The sequence below is a fragment of the Nocardia sp. NPDC047038 genome, from assembly GCF_040644075.1.
Taxonomy (GTDB): domain Bacteria; phylum Actinomycetota; class Actinomycetes; order Mycobacteriales; family Mycobacteriaceae; genus Nocardia; species Nocardia sichangensis.
Genome location: NZ_JBEYVQ010000001.1, coordinates 831,656 through 854,958, shown reverse-complemented (window position 1 = coordinate 854,958; position 23,303 = coordinate 831,656). Strand labels below are relative to the sequence as shown.

Genomic DNA, 23,303 nt, shown 5'->3' with positions numbered 1-23,303 from the left:
CAGCTCCGTCGCGGCCTGATGACAGGGTTGCGCCACCATGGGGCGAATTCAGGTTTGGACGGATTCGTTACTGGGTAGGGGCCGCTGATACTCTCTCCCCCGCTGCCGAAGCGAAAGATCAACTATGCCCGAATCGCCGTACCTTGTCATCCATCCCGAGCGTGTCCGCCAGAATTACCGCGCGCTCGACGCCGCCCTGTCCGCGGGCACGGGTGCCGCGACGAGGATCCGTTTCGCCGTGAAGGCGAGCCCGGTGCCGGAGATCGTGCGCCTGCTGGACGAGGAAGGCGCGGAATTCGACGTAGCCAGCATCGGCGAGATCGACCTCTGCCTCGGACTCGGCGTGGCGCCGGAGCGGCTGTGCTACGGCAACCCGATCAAGAAGGCCGCGCACATCGCCCGCGCCTACGCCCTCGGGGTGCGCCGCTTCGCCTTCGACACCGAGGACGATCTGCTGCGCATCGCCGAGCACGCGCCCGGCTCCGAGGTGGAGTGCCGCTTCCTCGCCTCGGCGCCGGAGTCGCGCACCCCGTTCGGCACGAAGTTCGGCTGCAGCCCCGGCGAGGCGTTCCGGCTGCTGGTCCGGGCCAGGGATCTCGGGCTGGTCGTCGCCGGACCCTACTTCCACGTCGGCTCTCAGCAACTGGATCCCACCGCGTGGCGGATCGGCATCGAGCAGGCGGGCCGGATCGCCGAGGCATTGGCCGACAAGGATATCGCGGTCGGCTCGGTGAACATCGGCGGCGGGCTGCCGATCTCCTACGCCGACGCGGCGCCCGCGCTGGGCGAGATCGCCGCGGTGGTGAACCACGCGGCGGCCGAATTCCTTTCCGGGAATATCGGATTGGTCGTCGAACCGGGCCGGGCACTGGTCGGTTCGGCGGGCACGATTCACGCCGAGGTCGTCGGCGTCCGCACCGCGCCGGACGGTCGGCGCTGGGTGTATCTCGACATCGGCCGCTACAACGGCATGGCCGAGACCGAGAACGAGTACATCGCCTACCGGTTCGTCACCGATCGCGACGGCGACCCCGTCGACGAGGCGGTGGTGGCCGGTCCGACCTGCGACGGCGACGATGTACTGTATCAACGCACGCGAGTCCTCCTACCGACCACGTTGCGAGCCGGTGATCGCGTTCGAATCCTCGACACCGGTGCCTATACCGCGAGCTATTCGTCGGTGTCCTTCAATGGTTTTCCGCCCTTGACCGTTCATGTCTCGGGCGCTGAGCGAGAGTGAGTTTGCCCATGACGGCGGAATTCACCGGTTGGCATGTGCTGGCCGAGTTCGGTGGTGTCGACGCAGCCCTCTGCGACGATCTCGAACGACTCGAATCGGCGTTGCGTGAGTCTCTGATCGCGGCGGGCGTCACCATCTGCGATGTCGTACACAAGAAGTTCGAACCGCAGGGGGTGACCGTCCTCGCGCTGTTGTCGGAGTCCCACGCCTCGATTCACACCTATCCGGAGTCCGGCGACATCTTCGTCGACGTCTTCACTTGCGGCAGCATCGGCGCGGGCGCGTCGAAGGCGGTCGAGCTACTGCGGGACGCGTTGGCGCCCAAGGACGTTCGGATGCAGGTCATCCGCAGGGGACACGGCAGTCAGCGGATCGAGGAGCCGGTGGGCGCGGGCCTGACCCGCATCTGGGACCTGCACGACGTGATCGTCGACACCCACACGCCGTTCCAGCACATGATCATCGCGCGGACCGAGCAGGGCATCAGCCTGTTCTCCGACGACGACCGCCAGTCCACCGAGTTCTCCCAGGTCACCTACCACGAGGCGATGATGGTCCCCGCCTTCGTGCTGGCCGAGAAGCTGGACAAGGTGCTGATCATCGGCTCCGGGGAAGGCGTCGCCAGCCAGATGTCGGTCGCGGCGGGCGCCACTCTGGTCGACCACGTCGACATCGACCAGCTCGAAGTCGAGCTGTGCGCCGAGCACCTGCCCTACGGCTACACCAGGGATGAACTGGCCGCCGCGGTCAAGGGTGAGGGGCCGATCAAGGTCCATTACGCCGACGGCTGGGATTTCCTGGCCGAGGCCGAGCGGGCGGGCACCCGGTACGACGTCATCGTGATCGACCTGCCGGACGAGCGCGTCGAGGACGCGCAGCACAACCGCCTCTACGAGGCGGAGTTCCTGTCCCGATGTCGTGCGCTGCTCGCGCCCGGCGGTGTGCTGTGCGCCCAGGCGGGCTGCGCGACGATGTGGCGCAACGAGACCCTGAAGCGGTCCTGGCAGCGTTTCCACGAGCAGTTCGGCACCGTGGTGCACTACGGCAGCGACGAACACGAGTGGTCGTTCCTGTTCGGCCTGGTCGAGGAGAGCGACGACCCGGTCGGCGGGATGACCGATCGCCTGGCGCAGCTGCCCTACCGGCCCGAGACCATCGACGCCAGGGCGCTGGAGCGCGGCGCGATCGAACCGCACGCCCTGCGGGTCTAGGCAACGGCGCCCGAATGCGCCGGTTCCGGATCCGGAACCGGCGCATTCGGCGTTTCGTGTCCGATCAGAGCCGCGCCGGGTCGACGGGCGGCTGGTCCCGGTTGGTTCAGGAGGGCTGCTGCGCGCGCCACTGCTCGACGTCGACTCCGCCGACGCCCCAGTTCGACAGCGCGACCTCGTCGATCACGACGTACGTGCTCGCGGGCGATTTGCCGAGCACGTCCTGCAGCAGATCGGTGACACCCTTGATCAGCCGCGCCTTCTGCTCGCGGGTCACGCCTTCGTCGGTGACTTTGATGTTCACATAAGGCATTTCAGGCCGCCCTTCCAGAGATGAACCCGCCGTCGACGGGGAGGATGTGTCCGGTGGTGAAGGCCGCGTCGGCGAGATACAAGACCGCGGCCGTCGTTTCGGCGACTTCGCCGATGCGGTTCAACAGCGCGAGTCTGCCCGAAGCAGGCTCGTCGCCGTCGCCGAACAGCGGTGTGCGAATGATGCCGGGGGCGACAGCGTTGACCCGGATGCCCTCGGCGGCGAGTTCGGCGGCGAGGCTGGTGGTCAACGCGTGTATGCCGCCCTTGCTGACCAAAGCCGCGGTGGCGGGCAACCCGGCGAGGGCGTGATCGATCAGCACGGTGCCGATGTTCACGATGCTGCCGCCCCTGGCTTGCGTCAGGAACTGCCGCACCACGGCCTGCGTCGTGAAGTAGGTGCCTTTGAGGTTGCCGTTCAGATAGACGTCCAGGTCTTGCTCGGTCACCTCGACAAACGGCTTGGCTCCGAAGATGCCCGCGTTGTTGACCAGCACGTCCACGCCACCGAATCGCTCCACCGCGACGCGCACCAGGGTCGCCGCGGTCGTGGCGGCGCCGATATCGCCCGGCACCGTGGCCACACGCTCCGGCGCACCGAGTTCAGCAGCCACCCGGGTCAGCTTTTCCGCGTCTCGGCCGTTGAGCACGACGTTGTCGCCGCGTTCCACGAACGCCCGTGCGATATCGCGACCGATTCCGCTCGAGGAACCGGTCACGATGACGGTCTTCACCATGGTGATCCTTTCTTATATACGACCGGTCGTCTTGGAACGGGTAGCCGAAGACGCCGGACAGGTGCCGCCCCTGGAATCAGGGCAGGAAGTAATCGCCCAGCAGACGATCGAGGCACTTGTGCAGCGGCGCGAGGGTGCGCTCCATCTTCATCCTGATGACCGCCCCTTCCCAGGATTCGAGCAGGAGATCGGCCAGCTCGACCGCCTCGATGTCGGCGCGGATCATGCCGAGGCGCTGCGCCTGCACGAGTTGCTCGGCGACGCGATCGCGCCATGCGCGCCAAGCCACCGACAGCGATTCCCGCAACAGCTCACTGCCTTCCAGCTCGCCCCCGAGATTCGCGATGAGGCACCCGCCGGTGAAATCCGCCGCGACGAAATCGTCCATCAGCCGTCCGAAGAACGCCCGCAAGCCGCTCACCGGGTCCGGCTCCGCGCCGAACGCCTCGGTCAGATTGCGCTGTACGCAGACCGAATGGTGCTCGATGATCGCGCGACCGAAGCTCTCCTTGCTGTCGAAGTAGTTGTAGAACGAGCCCTTCGGCACACCGACCTTGTCCAGGATCTGTTTGATCCCCGTGCCGTGGTAGCCGTTGGTCAGAAACCCCGCGGCGCCCTCTTCGACGAGAAGACGCCGGGTGTCCTGGCTGCGTCGCGGTCGTGCCATGCGCTGAATATACGACCGGTCGTCTTGGAATTGCAACAGCCGCACATCTGGCCTCACGCCGAGGGATCCGACCAGCCGGGTCCGGCCGAGTCCGAGAAGCTCGCGGGGTCCTGCCGCCACCGCGCGGACCGGACGGCGAAACGCGCGAGATGCTCGGCGGCGAACCGGTCCCGTTCCCAGTCCGCCGAGTCCGCCGCCACCGTCCAGACGTAGGTCCACACCGGAGCGTTCCGGCCCTCGAGGCGCACTTGGCGCAGGTCGTACTCGTCGTCCTCGAACGCGTCGAGAATCCTCCAGTCCGTCGCGCTGAGACCGGTCAGCACGGCGCCGCGGGCGCGCCCGTGCGCCGCGGCGACCAGTCCCGGATACAACCGCCGCGGCAGCGCGGCGGCGCGCCACCCGGCCAGCTCGGCCGGTTCGAGCGATGGCACTCGCCCGAGCAGCGTCGTCAACACCTCGGGGAACTGCAGGGTGCCGTAGACGAACAACGCATGGTCCGATCCGGACAGGCGGCCGAGCCGCCCCTCTCCCAGCGCCGCCGATGCCAACTCACCTCTCCTCTCACCGGCCTCCACTGTGCCCGGCCGGCGCGTTCGACGCAGCTACATCGGCCGCTGAGCACGGATGATGGCGGCCAGGTATTCGTAATCGTCGGCGCGGGCGCTGGACGTGCGAAAAACCAGGCCGATGGTGCGGCCGGGTGCGGGAGCGGAGAAGTGCGCCACGTCCAACGTGCCGCGCGCGGTCTCCGCCGCGACCGCCATCTGCGGGATCAGCGTGACACCGAGCCCGCCCGCCACGCACTGGACCACGGTGGACAGGGACGCGGCCCTGGTGTCGCCGACGGCGGCGGGATGCACATCGGCCGAGCGGCACGCCTCCAAGGTCTGATCGCGCAGGCAGTGCCCCTCGTCCAGCAGCAGCAGCGGCTGGGCGTCCAGCACCGACGCCGCCAGGTCGCCACGCCCGGCCAGTTCGTGGCCGCGCGGCGTGACCAGCACGAATTCCTCGGAGTACAGCGGAATCTCGACCAGGCCCGGCATCTCGGTGGGGACCGCGAGCAGCGCGACGTCCAGCACGCCGGTGCGCAGCCCGTCCAGCAGCCGGGTGGTCTGGTCCTCGATGATCTGCGGGCGCAGCTCGGGCAGCCGCTTGCGCAATTCCGGCAGCAACCCGGGCAGCACATAGGGGGCGACCGTCGGGATGATGCCCATCCGCAGCGTGCCGCCGAGCCCGTCACCGGTGGCCGACGCGACGAAACGGTCCGCGGCCTCCAGTGTCGCCATCGCCTTTGGCAGCAACCGCATCCCGGCGGCGGTCACCAGCACGCGCCGGGTGCTGCGTTCGATCAGCTGGAGCCCGAGCCCGTGTTCCAGGGCGGCGAGCGCCTGCGATAGCGTGGGCTGACTCACACCGAGACGGGCAGCCGCGGTGCCGAAATGGCGGTATTCCGCGATCGCCACGAACGCACGCAGCTGTGACAGGGTGGGCTGATAAGTCTGATCAGTCACCCCTATCAGTGTAGTGCGACTGATCACCTTTACCTTTTACCGCCCCTTGGGCAAGATCGCCCATGAGCTTTTCACCCGCGGTGTGAGTGCTGAATTCGAGTCGGTGGCCGACTTTCACGGCAACGGTTCGGCAATACCGCAGAACACAGTTGGCAATCAAATGACGAGGAGACGAGCATGGCCCTGCTGACCATCGGCGACCAATTCCCGGCATACAACCTCACCGCGGTCATCGGCGGTGACCTGTCGAAGGTCGACGCTCAGCAGCCCGACGACTACTTCACCCGGATCACCAGCGACGACCACGCGGGCAAGTGGCGGATCGTCTTCTTCTGGCCGAAGGACTTCACCTTCGTGTGCCCGACGGAGATCGCCGCGTTCGGCAAGCTCAACGACGAATTCGAGGACCGGGACGCCGTGGTGCTCGGCGCGTCGGTGGACAACGAGTTCGTGCACTTCCAGTGGCGCGCTCAGCACGAGGACCTCAAGACCCTCCCCTTCCCCATGCTCTCGGACCTCAAGCGGGAACTGGCCGCGGCCACCGGTGTGCTCAACGCCGACGGCGTCGCCGACCGCGCCACCTTCATCGTCGACCCGAACAACGAGGTCCAGTTCGTCTCCGTGACCGCGGGTTCGGTCGGCCGCAACGTCGACGAGGTGCTGCGCGTGCTCGACGCCCTGCAGTCCGACGAGCTGTGCGCCTGCAACTGGAAGAAGGGCGACCCCACCATCAACGCGGGCGAACTCCTGTCCGCCAGCGTCTGAAAACCGCAGTCGCATCCGGGCTTCCTGGTACGTCCCAACCCCACAACATCGAGAACCGACCTGGTCCCCGCACGGGATCGCTTCGAGTAGAGGAATCGCCGCATGAGCATTGAGAACCTGAAGAACTCCCTTCCCGAGTACGCCAAGGACCTCAAGCTCAATCTGTCATCCATCGCGCGCACCACGGTGTTGAACGAACAGCAGTTGTGGGGCACCCTGCTCGCGTCGGCGGCCGCCACCCGGTCGACGACCACGCTGCGCGAGATCGCCGAGGAAGCCGCCGACGCGCTGTCGGCGGAGGCGTACAACGCCGCGCTCGGCGCCGCCTCGATCATGGGCATGAACAACGTGTTCTACCGGGGCAAGGCGTTCCTCGGCGGTCGCTACGACGACTTGCGGGCCGGGCTGCGCATGCAGATCATCGGCACACCGGGCGTCGACAAGGCCGACTTCGAGCTGTGGTCGTTCGCGGTCTCCTCGATCAACGGTTGCGCGCACTGCCTCGAGGCGCACGAGCACACGTTGCGCGAAGCGGGCGTATCCCGCGAAGTGATCTTCGAATCGCTGCGCGCCGCCGCGATCGTGGCCGGTGTCGGCCAGGCGGTGCAGTCGACCGAGGCCCTCACCGCGGCCGCGATCTGATTTCGCTGGGAAAGCGGCCCCTGTCCTGCGACGGGGGCCTCTTTCGCGTTCCATTGTGGTCTGCGTGACAGCTCGCGCCCGCGGCATCCGAGTAGGCTCGGCGAGCATGAGCACACAGGTCGATGTGGTGCGAGTGTTCACCGACGCCGCCGGACGCTTCGGCAACGAGTTGGGTATCGCACGGGCGGCCGACGTGGCCGCGGCCGATCGGCAGGCGCTGGCCGCCAAGGCCGGATACAGCGAGACCGTGGTCGTCGAGGAGCCGGTGGACGGCACCGCCGCGGTGCGGATCTACACCCCCACGATGGAACTTCCGTTCGCCGGGCACCCCTCGGTGGGGACGGCGTGGTGGTTCGCGTCGCAGGGCCTTGCGGTGCGGACGCTGGACGTCCCCGCGGGCCCGGTGGCCGTGGAACTCACCGAGGGATTGACTTGGATCACCGCTCGCGGCGAGTGGGCGCCCGCGTTCACCTTCCATCAACTGGACGACGCCGAGGAGCTGGCCACCTTGCGGCCGGAGGAGTTTCCCGGCGGTCCGCACTACCTGTGGGCGTGGACCGACGAGCATCGCGCGGCCCTGCGATCGCGCATGTTCGCGCCGACCATGGGCATCACCGAGGACGAGGCGACCGGAGCCGCGGCCGTGGCGTTGACGGCGCTGCTGCGCAAGGGACTGGTCATCACCCAGGGCAAAGGCTCGCAATTGTTCACCCGGTGGGACTCCGACGGCTGGGTGCATCTGGGCGGCCGAGTCGCCGCGGACCAGCCGGTGGAGATCTGACGCCGCTCAGGGCAGGGTCACGCCCACGATCGGATCGCCGCTCGGTGCGTCCGAACCGCCGTCCGGTTCGACGCTCACCGCCAGCACTTCGCCGGACCGGAAACCGGTGACGAACGGCCGCTCGGTCGACGGCACGTCGCTCAGCAATCCCGCCGAGCGTGGTTGCCCGTCGGAACCGACCAGCCACACCTGATACACCCGGCCCAACGGCGGCGGAGCGACCCGATCGAAGACGACGACCGCGCGTCCGAGTTCGGGTGAGGCGTCGACGACGAGCAGCCCACCCCCGGCGAACGATCCGTTCACCGTCCGCATGTGCACCCGATCGGCGGCGGCCGGGTCCGAGTGGGAGCCGAGGAGCTGCGCGGTCACCACGCTGCCGCCGATCACCAGGCACAATACGGCCGCGATCGGCGCCACCCAGCGCAGCGAGCGCCGCCACGACGCGATCCGCGTGCTCGACCGCTCGGCGCGCTCGTCGGGCAGCGCGGCCAGGATGCGGCGTTCCAGCTCCGGCGGCGGCGCGAGCTCACCGAGCACGGCCAGCCGCCCCATGACGTCACGCACCTGCCACACGGTGTCGGAGAACGCCTGGCGCACTTCCGGGTCCGCGGCCGCCAGACGGGCATCGATGTGCCTGCGTTCGATATCGGCGACCGCGTCCAGCGCGCAGGGGTAGGCGAGGTCGATGAGGTCCGCCTCCGAGCGCGGCGAGGTGTCAACCATCGCTGCCTTCCCCGGACAAACATTGCTCCAATCGTTTCAGCCCGTCGCGGATGCGGGTCTTGATCGTGGGCAGCGGCACCGAGAGACGATCGGCGACCTCCCGGTAGGTCCACCCGCCGTAGTAGGCCAGCACGATCGCTTCGCGCTGCGTGGGGGTCAACCTCTCCAGGCAGCCTGCCACCTGTTGCTCCTCGATGCGCTGGGTGACCGATTCGGCGACGACATCGTGGGCGCGCCCGAGCTGCTCGTGCGCGTAGACGAGGTCCCGGCTGGTGGCCGAACTCTCCGCGCGAACCCGGTCCACCGCCCTGCGATGGGCGAGCATCATGAGCCAGCCGACCGGACTGGCCAGCGTGGCATCGTAACGATCGGCCATCGACCAGACCTGGAGGTAGACCTCCTGGGTCACCTCCTCCGCGGCGGCATGACTGCGCAGCACTCGCACCGCGAGCCCGAACACACGCGGACTGGTCAGCTGATAGAACTCGGTGAACGCGCCGCGATCGCCCGCGCCTGCGGCGGCAAGCAGCGCCGCGAGCTCACGGCTGGCGCGGGTCACCCCTGCTCGGTCGTAGCCGGTGGGCAGCGGGCACGCGAGCGCCGGGGCATCGGTCTCCTCGCGCGCACGTGCCGGACCGCCGGAGCGATGGGGTGAAGCAGAACCGTGTTCGTTGCTCATGGCCGAATCCCGTGCCTGCATGCACAGGGGTTCGGTATGCGCGGGAAACCGGATTGGTCACGGTCACCGAATGATCACGGCCACGAGCATGTATGCGGTGCCCGCGTCCATCACCACATGCGGCACCGCCGCCCACGGTTTCGCGGGACCGGTGAGGGCGGCGACGCAGCCGCCGGAACGCACCAGCAGCCCCAGTGGCCCCGGCACGTGCGCCCGGGTCCGGCCGGTACAGGCGGTGAAGGTCACCAGAAGCGCGTCGAGCAGGAACAGGACGGCGAGAACGAGCGCCGGTCCGGTGGACGGACCGCCCACATGGCCGGAACCCGTATGGCCGGACATCGCGTAGAGCATCGCCGCGGCGGCGACGATGTGGTAGCCGAGCGGTACCAGCCGGTCGATCGGGAATGGCCGCCCCTGGGTGGCGTGCTCCACGGCACGGATCGTCAGCAACCCGGCGAACACCACGGCCATCGCCGTCAGTACGCCGCGCACCGCATGCGGGCTCGCGCCCGAGGGAAACACCAGCATGCCGAGCATCACCAGGCACATCACCAGGTGGGCCGCATCGGATTCGGAGTGCCCGGCCGAGGCCTCCGACGGTGGCCGCGTCTGCGCGACGGACCCGGTCGACGACGTCGCGGCCGCCGCCACCCGCGACAGCACGATCCCCGCGGCGATCACGAACGCCGACACCATCATCCACCGCAATACGGCATACTCCTGCACGAACTGCGCCACACCCCACCACCTCTCAGCACGGCGACCACGGTCGTCGCCCTTCCATGCTCGCATCCCGGAGCGTTCGAGGTGTCATTTTCAAATCGCGCACATCATGTAGGACGCAGAGGGAAGCCATACCTCAGCAGTTCGATCGCCTGCCCTCATGGCCGAGTTCCGGGGTGCGCGCCGCATCGCGGATTCGGTCGAACGACAGTGGTTTCGATCTACCCTGAAGACAGCGCTGACAGCGTGCTACTTCGATGCTGTTGAAGCCTGCTGTCGGACAGATACTTACGTTCTGAGCACGGCCTGCCGTCCCGGCGACGACTTCGCAGCGTGCTCCGCCGTGTCGCGGAAGTCGGCTCCGCGCGGCGCTCTTCGATTCGAGGCCGCCCGGGGAACGCTCGGGTGCGGCCTCGGCGAGATGCCGAGTCAGTGGCGGGATGCGGATGGAACCGAGCGACCCGCCATGATGGAGCCATGTCCCACCAGGCCGGCAAACACGTCACCGAGATCGAGCGCGACGGTCTGCGCATCGTCGTCGACGACCTCACCGGCCCGGAGGTCGCGGCACTGCTCACCGAGCACCTTGCCGAGATGGCCGCGCACTCGCCCGCGGAGAGCATGCACGCGCTGGACCTGGCGGCGCTGCGTCATCCGGACGTCACGTTCTGGACCGCATGGGACGGTGCGGCCCTCGCCGGATGCGCCGCGGTGAAGCGCCTCGACGACGACCACGCCGAGATCAAATCCATGCGCACCGCCGCGACGCACCAACGCCGCGGTATCGCGACCACCCTGCTGCGTCATCTGCTCGCCGAGGCCACCGCGCGCGGCTATCGCCGCCTCAGCCTCGAGACGGGTGCGCATGATTTCTTCCGGCCCGCACGACGGCTCTACGCCGCCCACGGCTTCGCCCACTGCCCGCCGTTCGGTGACTACCGCCCTGATCCACACAGCGTCTTCATGAGCCGTGACCTCTGACGTCAAGCATCGTTCAACGCGCGGGTGAATCCCTCGACGAGTTCGGCGACCTGGTCGTCGGTCATGACGAAGGCCGGGGAGACCTGCATGGCCCCTTGGCCCGCGGCGCGACCGGAGATGCCGTGCGCACGCAACGTCTTGACCAGGCGCGGCCCTTCGGCGGGATCGGCTAGCTGGATGGCCGCGACAGCGCCGAATCCGCTGCGCACCTCGGCGACCCTGGGATGTTCGGCGAGCACCGACAGCTGATCGTGCAGGCTGGATTCCAGGCGCAAAGCGGCCGCGAGCAGGTCTTCCCGCTCGACGATGTCGAGATTCGCCAACGCGGCGGCCGCCGCGCCCGCGTGGCCGCCGTAGGTGTAGCCGTGCCGCCACCAGACGCCGCCCGCGAAGAACGGCTCCGCCACGCGCGGCGCGGCGAATACCGCACCCATCGGGAGATATCCGGAGGTCAGCCCCTTCGCGGTGGTCATAAGATCGGGTTCGAGCGCGAGCCGGGACGAGGCGAACCACGCTCCGCCGATGCGGCCGAAACCGGTGACCACCTCGTCGGCGACGAACAGGATGTCGTGGTCGCGGCAGATCCGGCGCACCTCGGCGAGGTAACCCGCCGGTGGCGGATACACACCGCCCGCGCCGATGACGGGTTCGCAGAAGAACGCGGCGATCCGCTCGGCGCCGACCTCCTCGATGAGGGCGAGCAGTGCCTTCGCGTCGTCCCATTCCACGGTGCGCGCCGCGGGCATCAGCTCGCCATAGCCTTCGCGGTTTCCCGGGAGGCCACCGAGCGCGGTGCCGCCCACGTGCATGCCGTGGTAGGCCATCCGCCGCCCGACCATGAGCGTCTTGCCCGGCTGCCCTAGTTCGTGCCAGTAGCGGCGGGCGAGCTTGGTCGCGGTGTCGACGGAGTCGGAGCCGCCCGAGGTGAAGAAGATCTTGCTGCCGGGAACCGGCGCGAGCCCCGCGAGCCGCTCGGCGAGTTCCTGGGTGGCGGGCTCGGTGATGTCGCCGAAATTGGAGTAGTGCGCGATCGTGCGCAGCTGCGCGGCCACCGCGTCGGCGATCTCGGCGCGCCCGTGGCCCACGTTGGCGAACCACAGGCCCGCGGTGGCGTCCAGGTAGCGGTTGCCCGCCCGGTCGAAGACGTAGGCGCCCTCCCCGCGGGCGACCACGAACGCTCCGTCCCGCTCGACGGCGCCCATGTCGGCGAAGCCATGCCATAGCGCGTTCATGTCTTCCACCTTTACCGGTTCCCCGGCCGCGGTCCATACCTTCGAATACCGCGACCGCTCCGCGAACCGGACGCATGCACCGCGCGCACCGGCGCTGAACAGCGCATATCCGGGCGTGACACCGCGCCGGTCGCGCACCTCCGGCTTACTCTCGGCTACCGGACGCACCGCCTGGTGGAAAAATCCGCTGGCGGATTTCGCTAGGCTGGTCGATGCAATGACCAGGACAGCCGCCACCGATCTCAGCGACCTTCGCACCCGCCTGGCGAATCTTTCCCTTCGCGACGAACACCGGTTGCGGCGCAGGCTCGACAAAGCGCGCGGCGGCGACCTGGGCGAGGTGGAGACCGAGATCACAGCGGCCGAAATGCGCGTCGAAGCGCGGCGTGCCGCGGTGCCGGAGATCCGCTACCCGGAGCAGCTACCGGTCACCGGCCGCCGCGAGGACATCGCCGCTGCCATCGCCGAGCACCAGGTGGTCATCGTCGCGGGCGAGACCGGCTCCGGCAAGACCACCCAGATCCCGAAGATCTGCCTCGAACTCGGCCGCGGCATCCGCGGCACCATCGGGCACACCCAGCCCCGCAGGCTCGCCGCGCGCACCGTGGCCGAGCGCATCGCCGAGGAGTTGGGTACCGAACTCGGCGACGTGGTCGGCTACACGGTGCGGTTCACCGACCACGCCTCCGAACACACTCTGGTCAAGTTGATGACCGACGGCATCCTGCTCGCGGAGATCCAGCGCGACCGGCTGCTGCGCCGCTACGACACGATCATCATCGATGAGGCGCACGAACGCAGTCTCAACATCGACTTCCTGCTCGGCTACCTCAAACAGCTGCTGCCCCGCAGGCCCGACCTCAAGGTGATCATCACCTCGGCGACCATCGATCCCGAGCTGTTCGCCCGGCATTTCGCGGACGAACAGGGCACGCCGGCACCGATCGTCGAGGTCTCCGGGCGCTCGTACCCGGTGGAAATCCGCTACCGGCCGCTCGCGCTGGAGCTGCCGAGCGCCGCCGAGGACGAAGACGACGAAGATACCCGCATCGTCGACCGAGACCCGGTGGACGCCATCGGTGACGCGGTGACCGAACTGTTCGCCGCGGGCGACGGCGACGTGCTGGTGTTCCTGTCCGGCGAACGCGAGATCCGCGACACCGCGGACGCGCTGCGCGATCTGAAGCTGCCGCGCACCGAGATCCTTCCGCTGTACGCCCGGCTGTCCACCGCCGAGCAGCACCGCGTGTTCGCCCCGCACACCGGGCGCCGGGTGGTGCTCGCGACGAACGTCGCGGAGACCTCGCTCACGGTGCCAGGGATCCGGTACGTCGTCGACCCGGGCACCGCGCGGATCTCGCGCTATTCCATGCGGACCAAAGTGCAACGGCTGCCGATCGAACCGGTGTCCCAGGCATCGGCGCGGCAGCGATCCGGGCGTTGCGGTCGCGTCGCCGACGGCATCTGCATCCGCCTGTATTCGGAGGACGACTTCGAATCCCGGCCCACCTTCACCGATCCGGAGATCCTGCGCACCAACCTCGCCGCGGTGATCCTGCAGATGACCGCGCTCGGACTCGGTGACATCGAGAACTTCCCGTTCGTGGAGGCGCCGGACCGCCGCGCCATCCGCGACGGCGTCGCCCTGCTCGAGGAGCTCGGCGCACTCGCGCGGCGGGACGGCGGGGCCAGGGCGAGTGGCGAGGACGCCGCACTGTCGCTGACGCCGATCGGCCGCGAGATGGCCCAGCTCCCCGTCGATCCCCGGATGGCGCGGATGCTGGTGGAGGCGCAGCGCACCGGGTGCCTGGCCGACGTGCTGGTCATCGTCGCGGCGCTGTCGATCCAGGACGTCCGCGAGCGGCCCGCCGATCAGCAGCAGGCCGCCGACACCAAGCACGCGCGGTTCACCGTCGACGGCTCCGATTTCCTGGCCTACCTGCGCCTGTGGGAATACCTCGGCGGACAGCGCAAGTCGTTGTCGTCCAATCAGTTCCGCCGTCTGTGCCGGGAGGAGTTCCTGCACTACCTGCGGATCCGGGAGTGGCAGGATCTCCACGGGCAGCTGCGCACGATCACCAGGGGCCTCGGCTGGTCGACGCGCGCGGAGAACGCGGAGGACGGCGCGAAACCGGACCGAGCCGAAGCGGCGGCACCGGATCGCAAGTCCGGCAACAGGTCACGCAGGGGTCGCGGTGGCGACGGACGCGCAGGCTCCGAGCCTGGCAGGTCCGCCACCGCGGCCGTCGTGGACGACGGACTCCCCTGGGATGCCACCGCCATCCATCAGGCGCTGCTGGCGGGCATGCTGTCGCACATCGGCGTCCGCGAGGCGGAAACCAGGGAGTTCCTCGGCGCCCGCAACGCCAAGTTCATGATCTTCCCCGGTTCCTCGCTGGCCAAGAAGCCGCCCCGCTGGGTGATGGCCGCCGAACTGGTCGAGACCTCACGGCTGTGGGGGCGGATGGCCGCGAAGATCGAGCCCGAATGGGCCGAGCGGCTGGCGGGCGACCTCGTCAAGCGCACCTACTCCGAACCACACTGGTCGGCCAAGCGAGGCGCGGCGCGCGCCTACGAACGGGTGACGCTGTACGGCATCCCCCTGGTCACCGGCAGGCCCGTGGATTACGGCCGCATCGACCCGGAGCTGTCACGCGAGTTGTTCATCCGCCATGCCCTGGTGCAGGGCGAGTGGCAGACCCGGCACGAGTTCTTCCACCGCAATCGCGCGCTGCTGGACGATGTCGCCGACCTGGAGCACCGCGCCCGCCGCCGCGACATACTGGTCGACGACGAGGTGCTGTTCGAGTTCTACGACAAGCGCCTGCCCGCCGACATCGTCTCGGTGCGGCACTTCGACAGCTGGTGGCGCGCCGCACGCCGGGAGGACCCGGCGCAGCTGGACTTCTCCACCTCCACCGTGGTCAACGAGGGCGCGGCCGCGCTGGACCCGGCGGCGTTCCCCGACTCCTGGCGGCAGGGCGAACTCAGTTTCCCGCTCTCCTACCAGTTCGAACCGGGCAACGAGGACGACGGCGTCACCGTGCGGATCCCGGTGGAACAGCTCGCCCACGTTCGCGCCGTCGGTTTCGACTGGCTGGTGCCGGGCATGCGCGAAGAACTGGCCGCCGCTCTGATCAAGACGTTGCCGAAGGCCTTGCGGCGCAGCGTTGTTCCCGCCCCCGATTTCGCGACCGCCGCCTTGGCGGCGCTCACCCCGCGTGCGGAGCCGCTGCGCGCGGGGCTGGCGCGCGAGCTGTCCCGGCTGGGTTCGGTGCCGATCGCCCCCACCGACTTCGACACCGCCGCGCTGCCCGACCACCTGCGCATGACCTTCGCGGCCGTCGGCGGCGACGGGGCTACGCTCGCGCGCGGCAAGAGCCTCGCCGCGCTGAAAACGCAGCTGGCCGAACAGGTTTCCGCCTCGGTCGCCCGGGCCACCGCCGGCGCGGAACGCCCTCCGGCCACGGTGTGGACCTCCGAATCGCTCGGCACCATCGCGCCGACGGTGCGGCGCGAGGTGGCCGGCCAGACCGTCACCGGATATCCCGCGCTCGTCGCCGAAGGCGACGGCGTGGCGCTCCGGGTTCTCAGCTCCCCCGCGGAGCAGGCCGCCGCCATGCGCCTCGGCACCAGAGCGTTACTGCTGCACGCACTGCCGACGTCGGTCCGCTCCGCCACCGCGGGCCTGTCGCCCGCGGACCGCCTCGCCCTGAGTCAGAATCCGTACGGCTCGCTGGAGGCGCTGCTCGAGGACTGCCGCGCGGCCGCCGCCGACGAACTGCTCGCGGCCGCGGGCGGGCCGGTGCACGACCCGGCGGAGTTCGACGCGCTCGTCGCCCGGATCCGGCCCGATTTCACCGCTACCATCGCTCGTTTCGTGCGCCTGGTCGTGCCGATCCTCGCCGGCGCACACCAGGTCTCCGCGGCGCTGGAGCGAACGAGCGAGCGCGACATCGCCGATGACGTCCGTCATCAGCTCGACAACCTGGTGTTCCGCGGCTTCGTGTCCGAGACGGGCGCGACGAGGCTGCGTGAGCTGCCCCGTTATCTCCAGGCCGCGGTGGCGCGACTGGAGGCGCTGCCCGGCTCCGCCGTTCGCGATCGGCAGGGCATGGCCGAACTCGATCGGGCGCTGGCCGCCTACGACCGCCTGGTCGCGTCGCTACCGGAGAACCGCAAGCATGCACCCGCGGTCACCGAAATCTGGTGGATGATCGAGGAATTCCGGGTCAGCCTGTTCGCGCAGAAGCTCGGCACCCCGTTTCCGGTGTCGGCCAAGCGAATCGAGAAGGCGATCGCCGCTGTGCGGCGCTGAGTCAGTCGGCGGCCGACAACGCTTCCGCACGCGCCCGGCGCATCTCCCTGATCTCGCGTTCGAAGTCGTCGGCCGAGGTGAACGATCGGTAGACCGAGGCGAAGCGCAGGTAGGCCACCTCGTCCAGATCCCGCAGCGGGCCGAGAATGGCCAAGCCCACCTCGTGACTTGGCACCTCGGGAGAACCCTTCGCCCGCACCGCGTCTTCCACCTGCTGGGCGAGCAGGTTCAGCGCGTCGTCGTCGACCTCACGGCCTTGGCAGGCCCGGCGCACACCCCGGATGACCTTCTCACGGCTGAACGGCTCGGTGACGCCGCTACGCTTGACCACCGACAGAATGGCCGTCTCCACCGTGGTGAACCGCCGCCCGCATTGCGGGCAGGCGCGACGGCGACGGATGGCCGCGCCTTCGTCGGCCTCGCGCGAATCCACCACCCGAGAGTCGGGGTGTCGGCAGTACGGGCAATGCATCCGAGAAATCCTTCGTCGATGCGCGTGCTCGCGTCCGGACCGGGCACCGATCGCGGCGATCGGTCCGGCGAGCCCGTGTACAGAGGTCTATACCCCGGCACCAGGTATTCCTCGTGCGACACGCGGAATACCTGCATAACACTTCGAGGATACCCGTCCGAGTTTCCGGTTTGTCGCACTCACCCCGGCTATCGGACGCCGCTCGGTCATCCGGAGATCTGCCAGTGCGCGGTCAGGTCCGCGAGCAGCTCCGGTAAGCGGGCGGCCAGGCGACCGCGCGCCAGCTTGTTCCAGAACGCCTCGCCGAGGACGGCGCCGGCCGACGCGGGATCGGTCTCCATATCGATGTGGCGGGGCACCAGGTCACCGGTGATGTAGTTCCATCGGGTGTCGCGGTCGGCCCAGTTGAAGCCGGGCAACGGGACGCGCAGCGCGAGGCCGCGGCCTCCGACTTCGGCGCTCACCACCGTCGGGGCGAACACGCCTGGCGCGCGAACGCCCGGGACAGCGGGTTTACCCGCGATGGTGCTGACATAGGTGAGCACGCGGCCGATCGGCGCGCGACCCGCCGACGTCTCGTCCCACTGGTCGGCCACGACGTGGTTCTGCTCCCGATCGGTCATCCGGACGAGCGCGTCGATGTAGCCGTCCCGGGTGCCCGAGGCGATCGACCGCCAAGCGGCGTGGATGTCGTCGTCCAGCACACCGGCCGCGTGCATCTCATCGATTCCGCGCATGCCGAGCGCGACGTAGGCCTCGTGCATCGGCACCAGATCCGTGAAGATGTGCTTCTGCATGATCATCAGGCGTGTCTGGTACCAGGCGACGTCCGCCGCGGTCAGCCGAGAACCTTCGGTAGCGAGCAGCCGGATGTCCTCCGGCAGCGCAGCCGCCAGTTCCGGTGGAGTGGCGCGCAGGAGATCGGCGACCGTGTCGCCGAGCCGATGGATGCCGGGCAGGTCCAGGACGAAACCCGCGTCGCTCATGTCGAAGAATCCGGAGGCGAACGATCCGCCCGCGATTCCGGCGAGTCCCGCCCAGTAGAACTCCGGGTGCTGGGTGGCCAGCCGCAGGTAGTTGACGTACACCTGATTGAACGTGCGTTCGTTCGCGCGCGGGCCCCGACCGGGATCCCAGGCCGCCAGGTCGATGTCGGCGTTGCGGGTGGCGACCACCAGCCAGTACTGGTGCAGCAGCGTCGCGTATCTGCGCGGCGGCACTCCGTCGGCCCGTGCCTGCCGCAACGCCTCCGCTAGGTCGAATTCGCTCAGTGGGAGAAGCGGATCGAGTCCACCCGGCCCCGCACCGTCGCCATTGACGGACGGGAGATCGAGATACGCCGCGTAGGCGGGCTCCGCTCTGGCGATGGCTGCCGTGCCGAGCCCGAAGACCAGGCAGAGGGACAAGGCGGCAACGCGGGGGAAGACGCGAACCGAGCGCCCTGCGGTAAGGAGTGTCATGTGCTGAGAAGTCCCGACATCGTTCGGGCGGCGTCGCCCGGATCACGTTTTCAGCACGGTAGCAACACGTTCTAGTTTTCGATCAACAATTCCGGCCGCCCAGGGTGGCCGATTTCCCTTGTGTTCAGCGCGAATTGCCACCCATCGGCACGCTCGGGCCATCCACCACGGCCGGCACCGACCGGCCGGACCCACCGCCCCACTCACCCGCGCGCACATGCGACAAAGCGATCAAGCCCACCACCGTCGAAGCGGTGAGCAGGGCGGCGACGGCGAGGGCGGCGAACCCGATCTGCGCCTGCTCGACCCGGCGCATCGGATGTTCGCCACGAGGACGACGCCGCGCGAAAGTGCTTACGCCCCGGTCATAAGCGAGCATGCCCGCACCGGGACGCGCGCCGGGTGGGCGCCGATCGACCGCGGATCGATGCGCGGGCGTCAGCGTGCGCGGGCGCGCGCCGCCGCACAGCAGCCGCCGAGCAGTCTCATACCCGAGATCATCCTGCGCCGGGGCCGAATCGGCGACGCGGCGCTCGGCTTCGGCCTCCGCCGCGGCGATTGAAGGGGTGACATGGCTGATCGCAGTGCTCATCGGACAAACCTCCGTAGTGGGTGCTCCGTTGCCGGTCGAGCCGTTCGAACACACGTTCCGCGCTCATTCGCTCACATGTTCGAAGAACTGGTGTTCGATTTCTACCACGCCGCGACGACAAAGTCAGCAGAAACACCCGACATGCGTCGAACAGATGTTTGATCCAGCGGCGCTACCGGACTAGATTCGAAGGACCGAAGACACGACAGGCCGAGAAGACACATGCCGGGCGCGGACCGGCCTGGCACAGCAGGAAAGGGCGGTTGCGGTGAGGCAGACGGACGACACGGGTGACGAGACCGAGAGCGGCGCCGACGCGGCGGGTAGCGGGGCGGATCTCACCGTGCGTCAGCGCAAAGTGCTCGAGGTGATCCGCACCTCGGTGAGCGAGCGCGGCTACCCGCCGAGCATCCGGGAGATCGGTGACGCCGTCGGCCTCACGTCCACCTCGTCGGTCGCCCATCAGCTGCGCGCCCTGGAACGCAAGGGCTACCTGCGCCGGGACCCGAATCGCCCGCGTGCCGTGGACGTCAGGGGCCTGGACGAAGTGGTCCGGTCGGTGACCAGCTTGCCGGTCGCCGCGGTCGACGACGGTGAGATCACCGTCGACGTCGACCGTCCCGTTCCCACCTTCGTTCCGGTGCTCGGCCGCATCGCCGCCGGTGGCCCGATCCTGGCCGAGCAGGCCGTGGAGGACGTCTTCCCGCTGCCGCGCGAGCTGGTCGGCGACGGTTCGCTGTTCCTGCTGAAGGTCGTCGGTCAATCCATGATCGACGCGGCGATCTGCGACGGCGACTGGGTGGTCGTGCGGCAGCAGAACGTCGCCGAGAACGGCGATATCGTCGCGGCGATGATCGACGGTGAGGCCACGGTGAAGACCTTCAAGCGCACCGGCAAGGACGTCTGGCTGATGCCGCACAACCCGGTCTTCGAGCCCATCCCCGGCAACGACGCCCAAGTTCTGGGCAAGGTCGTCACGGTCATCCGCAAGATCTGACGGCCCGGCGCAACGATCCACCGTCGGCGGGCCGAATGCTCGTCGGCCGGTGGACGTCCGGTACTCACAGCTGATTGCCAGGATGCGCGCAGGAGATTCACCAGGACGCTTGCGAGACTCCTGCGGTGACAGCGATCCCCGCCGAGGCCGCCCTGCCCGATGCGAATCCGATTGCCACCCGTCCCGAGCCGGGGGGATTACCGCCCGCGCGGCTATGGGAGCGCGCAGGGCTGGCGGCATTGCTGCTCGGGACCGCGGCCGCGTACTTGTGGCACATCACGGTCAACGGCATGGGCAACGGCTTCTACGCCGCGGCGGCCTGGTCGGGTGCGCGGGACTGGAAAGCGGTGCTGTTCGGTTCGCTCGACCCGGGCAACTTCATCACGGTGGACAAGCCGCCGGTGTCGCAATGGGTGATGGGTGTTTCGGGGCAGCTGTTCGGATTCGGCAGCGCGAGCATGCTGGTGCCGCAGGCGCTGATGGCTGTCGCCGCGGTGGCATTGATGTACGCGATGGTCGCCGGGGCGACGACCAGCCGGGCCGCCGGTCTGCTCGCCGGAGCCGCGCTGGCGGCAACGCCGGTGGTGGCGTTGATGTTCCGGTTCAACAATCCGGATGCCGTGATGGTGCTGCTGATGACCGCGGGCGCGTACTGCACGCTTCGGTCGGCGCGGCAGGCGAGCGCGCGCTGGCTGATGCTGGCGGGCGTCGCGCTCGGGTTCGCGTTCCTGGCGAAGATGCTCGAAGGTCTCATGGTGTTGCCCGCCTTGGCGCTCACCTATCTGATCGTCGCGCCGACCTCGGTGCGAAACCGGTTGCTGCACTTGTCGGCCGCCGCGGCGGCACTGGTCGTCTCGTCCGGCTGGTATGTGCTGCTGACGGTGCTGTGGCCCGCCACGGCGCGGCCGTACCTGGCAGGCTCGACGGACAACACGTTCATGGATCTGGTGCTGGGCTACAACGGGTTCGCTCGCTTCCTGGGACAGAACCACCACGGCGGCAACAGATTCGCGCTGCCTCCGGGGTACGAGATGCCTACCTCCGGCGGGCACACCGGCGGCGGGTTCGGCGGCTTCAGCGGACCAGGCCCGGCTCGCCTGTTCACCGGTGAGATCGGTTTCGAGATCTCCTGGCTGCTTCCGGCCGCCCTGCTCGCCTTCGCACTGGTGCTCGTCTCCCGCCGGGGTACGCCACGAACGGACCCGGTTCGTGCGGCCGCGCTGGCGTTCGGGCTGTGGCTGGTCGTCGACGGCGTCGCGTTCACCGTGATGCGCGGCGGTATGCACGCCTACTACACGTTGGCGATCGGTCCGGCCGTGGCCGGGATGTTCGCCATCGGGGTGGCCGAGGTGTGGCGGCGCCGGTCGGAGGCGTTCGGGCGTGTCGGCGCCGCCGCACTGGTGCTGACGTCGGGACTGTGGGCTTTCGTCCTGCTGAACCGCAATCCCGGGTGGCTGCCGCCGCTGCGCTGGACGCTCGTGGCGATCTCGCTGGCGGTGGCGCTCGGACTGGTCGCCGCCGCCTTCCCGGCCGGGGCGCGACGGGTGCGAGCCAGAGCCGTATCGGTGCTCGTCGCCGTGGGCGTGCTCGCAGGGATCGGCGGATCGACGGCATACGCCGCGGCCACTCTGCCGCAGGCGCACACGGGCGGCAGTCCTACCGTGGGCCCGGCACGGCCCACGACGGCGGATCCGTCGAGCGACATGCGCCGCGAGGTGACCGCGTTCGTCGACGGGGAGGTCGAACCCCAACTCGCCACGCTGTTGCGCGACACCTCCACCCCCTGGTCGGCTGCCGTGGACCGGTCCTCGGTCGCCGCGTCGCTGGAACTCGCCACCCACACCTCGGTAGTCGCGATCGGCGGCTTCACTTCCGACGATCCGGTGCCCACCCTCGACGAGTTCAAGACCATGGTGCGTACCCATCAGGTGACGTACTACCTCGCGCAGGAGGTGCGGCTGCCCGATTCGTGGCGGGTGCGCGACCAGCCCGCAGGGGCCGGCCGAAGCGACGCCCCGGACAACGGATGGTGGCGGCCGGCCGGGCACAAAGACATCGCCGAGTGGGTGTCGGCGCACTACAGCGCGGTACACATCGGCAACGTCGCGGTCTACGACCTCACCGCCCCGGCCTGCGACAGTACCCAACCATCGCCGCCCGCGGCCTGCGCGAAATGACCGGGTACTCCCGCCGTCGCGGCCACCCACCGGTGGCTCTCGTCTGGGACGAGAGGTCAGCTGCCGACGCCGAGCGCGGTCAGGAACACCAGCACGACGGTCGTCACGGCGAAAACGCCGTGCGCCGCGACGACGGCAACGGGAAAGTGCTTTTCGGGCGGTTCGGCCGTTCCCGCGGCGGAGCGGCGTTCGACCGTTCCCGCGGCCGAACGCTCTCGATAGGTGGGAATCCAGCGCGCCAACATCGTGAATCCGAGTAGGGCGACCGGAATCAGCAGCACGAAGGCGATCCAGGCCCACGCCGTGTTGTCGACGACGAGGTACACGATCCACACGATCAGTCCGGCCACGGCGAGCAGGAAGTGCCCGAACAATACCGGCGCGGGCAGCTGGGTCGAATTCGGCTGACGCGTGCCGCCCTTGGCGATCCAGGTGCCGAGCAGGAAGAAACCGCCGCCCGCGGTGAGCAGCCAGAAGATCAATGCGGCGATGCCCATGGTGTGCCTCCTGACGTTGGGAAGGGATTCAGCGCTTGAAGCCGCTCGCCTGGGTTGCCTCGTCGGCGACACGTACGCCGTACCGGTAGGCGAGCTTGCCCCCGAGATACCCCGATATCGCCAATGCCACCAGGGCCGCCACCGACAGCGCCAGCGGCCCGGCCGGAACCGCGCGTGTGGTGTCGGCGCCCCGCCGCCAGACGAAACCGACCGCGTAGGCGACAGTGACCAGCAGATTGAGGGTCATGTGCAGCAGGCCGGTGCGGAAGGCGGGCGTACCCGTCGGGATGGCGAGCAGATCGAGGAACCCGATCGTCGCGGCGGCCAAGGCGCCGAGCACGCCGATCGCGATCAGCCACGACGACCCCTTGACCAGGAACTCCGGATCGTCCACCACTCGGGACGCGAGGTCGAACACCAGACTGGCGACCCATGCGCCGATCGGGACGGTGACCAGGATCGGATGGAATGGGTGCCCGTACGGGCCGGCCAGCGCGGCGCTCACCGGCCGCTTCGCCTGCTGCGGATCCTCGGTCATGGCGCACCTCCATCGAGGTCGATCGCCTTCGCATCCGCCGACCGG

At 68.9% G+C, this 23,303-nt stretch carries 23 protein-coding genes; 9 read left to right on the top strand and 14 right to left on the bottom strand.

Features of this window, described 5'->3' with window-relative positions:
* Nucleotides 1–124 precede the first annotated feature (124 nt).
* Together ABZ824_RS04170 and speD are read left to right on the top strand one after the other, a co-directional pair.
* Nucleotides 125–1,240, top strand: coding sequence for a type III PLP-dependent enzyme (locus ABZ824_RS04170; protein WP_356961553.1), 1,116 nt, complete (start codon nucleotides 125–127; stop codon nucleotides 1,238–1,240).
* 8 nt (nucleotides 1,241–1,248) lie between these two features.
* On the top strand, nucleotides 1,249–2,451 hold the full coding sequence (speD, locus tag ABZ824_RS04165; RefSeq protein ID WP_356961552.1) for an adenosylmethionine decarboxylase: 1,203 nt from the start codon (nucleotides 1,249–1,251) through the stop codon (nucleotides 2,449–2,451).
* 106 nt (nucleotides 2,452–2,557) lie between these two features.
* Here speD and ABZ824_RS04160 read toward each other — a convergent pair whose 3' ends face one another.
* The 5 genes from ABZ824_RS04160 to ABZ824_RS04140 all read right to left on the bottom strand — a co-directional run bounded on the left by ABZ824_RS04160 (nucleotide 2,558) and on the right by ABZ824_RS04140 (nucleotide 5,678).
* Nucleotides 2,558–2,764 (bottom strand): 4-oxalocrotonate tautomerase family protein, encoded by a 207-nt coding sequence (locus ABZ824_RS04160; RefSeq protein WP_356961550.1) that lies wholly within the window; start codon nucleotides 2,762–2,764, stop codon nucleotides 2,558–2,560.
* A 1-nt stretch (nucleotide 2,765) separates the two neighbouring features.
* On the bottom strand, nucleotides 2,766–3,500 hold the full coding sequence (locus tag ABZ824_RS04155; RefSeq protein ID WP_356961548.1) for an SDR family NAD(P)-dependent oxidoreductase: 735 nt from the start codon (nucleotides 3,498–3,500) through the stop codon (nucleotides 2,766–2,768).
* Between the two features lie 76 nt (nucleotides 3,501–3,576).
* Complete coding sequence (locus ABZ824_RS04150; protein WP_355070317.1) at nucleotides 3,577–4,167, bottom strand: TetR family transcriptional regulator C-terminal domain-containing protein; 591 nt, start codon at nucleotides 4,165–4,167, stop codon at nucleotides 3,577–3,579.
* A 53-nt stretch (nucleotides 4,168–4,220) separates the two neighbouring features.
* On the bottom strand, nucleotides 4,221–4,715 hold the full coding sequence (locus ABZ824_RS04145) for a gamma-glutamylcyclotransferase family protein (protein WP_356961546.1): 495 nt from the start codon (nucleotides 4,713–4,715) through the stop codon (nucleotides 4,221–4,223).
* 54 nt (nucleotides 4,716–4,769) lie between these two features.
* Entirely contained in the window at nucleotides 4,770–5,678 is a 909-nt protein-coding gene (locus tag ABZ824_RS04140; RefSeq protein WP_355070313.1) for a hydrogen peroxide-inducible genes activator, read from the bottom strand.
* 177 nt (nucleotides 5,679–5,855) lie between these two features.
* On the opposite strand from ABZ824_RS04140, the gene ABZ824_RS04135 reads away from it, so the two are divergent.
* The 3 genes from ABZ824_RS04135 (at nucleotide 5,856) to ABZ824_RS04125 (ending at nucleotide 7,866) form a co-directional block, all read left to right on the top strand.
* Nucleotides 5,856–6,443, top strand: a complete 588-nt coding sequence (locus ABZ824_RS04135) for a peroxiredoxin (RefSeq protein ID WP_355070311.1) — start codon at nucleotides 5,856–5,858, stop codon at nucleotides 6,441–6,443.
* 102 nt (nucleotides 6,444–6,545) lie between these two features.
* Nucleotides 6,546–7,085, top strand: coding sequence for a carboxymuconolactone decarboxylase family protein (locus tag ABZ824_RS04130; RefSeq protein ID WP_355070309.1), 540 nt, complete (start codon nucleotides 6,546–6,548; stop codon nucleotides 7,083–7,085).
* 106 nt (nucleotides 7,086–7,191) lie between these two features.
* A complete protein-coding gene (locus ABZ824_RS04125; RefSeq protein ID WP_355070307.1) occupies nucleotides 7,192–7,866 on the top strand; it encodes a PhzF family phenazine biosynthesis protein in 675 nt (224 codons plus the stop codon).
* Nucleotides 7,867–7,872: 6 nt separating this feature from the next.
* Here the strand turns inward: ABZ824_RS04125 and ABZ824_RS04120 are convergent, their stop codons facing one another.
* The 3 genes from ABZ824_RS04120 to ABZ824_RS04110 form a co-directional block, all read right to left on the bottom strand.
* Nucleotides 7,873–8,592 (bottom strand): anti-sigma factor, encoded by a 720-nt coding sequence (locus ABZ824_RS04120; RefSeq protein ID WP_356961544.1) that lies wholly within the window; start codon nucleotides 8,590–8,592, stop codon nucleotides 7,873–7,875.
* Nucleotides 8,585–9,271 (bottom strand): ECF RNA polymerase sigma factor SigK, encoded by a 687-nt coding sequence (sigK, locus tag ABZ824_RS04115; protein WP_356961543.1) that lies wholly within the window; start codon nucleotides 9,269–9,271, stop codon nucleotides 8,585–8,587. The genes ABZ824_RS04120 and sigK overlap by 8 nt, the downstream gene beginning before the upstream one ends.
* Before the next feature lie 63 nt (nucleotides 9,272–9,334).
* Complete coding sequence (locus tag ABZ824_RS04110; protein ID WP_356961541.1) at nucleotides 9,335–10,009, bottom strand: DUF5134 domain-containing protein; 675 nt, start codon at nucleotides 10,007–10,009, stop codon at nucleotides 9,335–9,337.
* 462 nt (nucleotides 10,010–10,471) lie between these two features.
* Here ABZ824_RS04110 and ABZ824_RS04105 point away from each other — a divergent pair, with 462 nt between their 5' ends.
* Complete coding sequence (locus tag ABZ824_RS04105) at nucleotides 10,472–10,975, top strand: GNAT family N-acetyltransferase (RefSeq protein WP_356961540.1); 504 nt, start codon at nucleotides 10,472–10,474, stop codon at nucleotides 10,973–10,975.
* Between the two features lie 2 nt (nucleotides 10,976–10,977).
* Here the strand turns inward: ABZ824_RS04105 and ABZ824_RS04100 are convergent, their stop codons facing one another.
* Nucleotides 10,978–12,207: an aminotransferase class III-fold pyridoxal phosphate-dependent enzyme gene (locus tag ABZ824_RS04100; RefSeq protein WP_356961538.1), complete on the bottom strand. Its 1,230-nt coding sequence runs from the start codon at nucleotides 12,205–12,207 to the stop codon at nucleotides 10,978–10,980.
* 217 nt (nucleotides 12,208–12,424) lie between these two features.
* On the opposite strand from ABZ824_RS04100, the gene hrpA reads away from it, so the two are divergent.
* On the top strand, nucleotides 12,425–16,525 hold the full coding sequence (hrpA, locus tag ABZ824_RS04095; RefSeq protein ID WP_356961537.1) for an ATP-dependent RNA helicase HrpA: 4,101 nt from the start codon (nucleotides 12,425–12,427) through the stop codon (nucleotides 16,523–16,525).
* Nucleotide 16,526: 1 nt separating this feature from the next.
* Here the strand turns inward: hrpA and nrdR are convergent, their stop codons facing one another.
* The 3 genes from nrdR to ABZ824_RS04080 all read right to left on the bottom strand — a co-directional run bounded on the left by nrdR (nucleotide 16,527) and on the right by ABZ824_RS04080 (nucleotide 19,049).
* The gene (gene nrdR / locus ABZ824_RS04090; protein WP_355070293.1) at nucleotides 16,527–16,997 is read right to left on the bottom strand and encodes a transcriptional regulator NrdR; all 471 of its coding nucleotides are present in this window, start codon (nucleotides 16,995–16,997) and stop codon (nucleotides 16,527–16,529) included.
* A 206-nt stretch (nucleotides 16,998–17,203) separates the two neighbouring features.
* On the bottom strand, nucleotides 17,204–18,457 hold the full coding sequence (locus ABZ824_RS04085; RefSeq protein ID WP_356961535.1) for a hypothetical protein: 1,254 nt from the start codon (nucleotides 18,455–18,457) through the stop codon (nucleotides 17,204–17,206).
* Nucleotides 18,458–18,581: 124 nt separating this feature from the next.
* A complete protein-coding gene (locus ABZ824_RS04080; protein ID WP_356961534.1) occupies nucleotides 18,582–19,049 on the bottom strand; it encodes a hypothetical protein in 468 nt (155 codons plus the stop codon).
* Between the two features lie 268 nt (nucleotides 19,050–19,317).
* Between ABZ824_RS04080 and lexA the strand changes: the two genes are divergently transcribed.
* Nucleotides 19,318–20,046 carry a transcriptional repressor LexA gene (lexA, locus tag ABZ824_RS04075; RefSeq protein WP_356961532.1) on the top strand — a complete coding sequence of 243 codons (729 nt, stop codon included), beginning with the start codon at nucleotides 19,318–19,320 and terminating at the stop codon, nucleotides 20,044–20,046.
* Between the two features lie 125 nt (nucleotides 20,047–20,171).
* On the top strand, nucleotides 20,172–22,223 hold the full coding sequence (locus ABZ824_RS04070) for a glycosyltransferase family 39 protein (protein WP_356961531.1): 2,052 nt from the start codon (nucleotides 20,172–20,174) through the stop codon (nucleotides 22,221–22,223).
* Between the two features lie 56 nt (nucleotides 22,224–22,279).
* On the opposite strand, the gene ABZ824_RS04065 is transcribed toward ABZ824_RS04070, so the two are convergent.
* Together ABZ824_RS04065 and ABZ824_RS04060 are read right to left on the bottom strand one after the other, a co-directional pair.
* Complete coding sequence (locus tag ABZ824_RS04065; protein ID WP_356961530.1) at nucleotides 22,280–22,720, bottom strand: hypothetical protein; 441 nt, start codon at nucleotides 22,718–22,720, stop codon at nucleotides 22,280–22,282.
* A 28-nt stretch (nucleotides 22,721–22,748) separates the two neighbouring features.
* Nucleotides 22,749–23,258, bottom strand: coding sequence for a DUF2231 domain-containing protein (locus tag ABZ824_RS04060; protein WP_356961528.1), 510 nt, complete (start codon nucleotides 23,256–23,258; stop codon nucleotides 22,749–22,751).
* Between the last annotated feature and the right edge of the window lie 45 nt (nucleotides 23,259–23,303).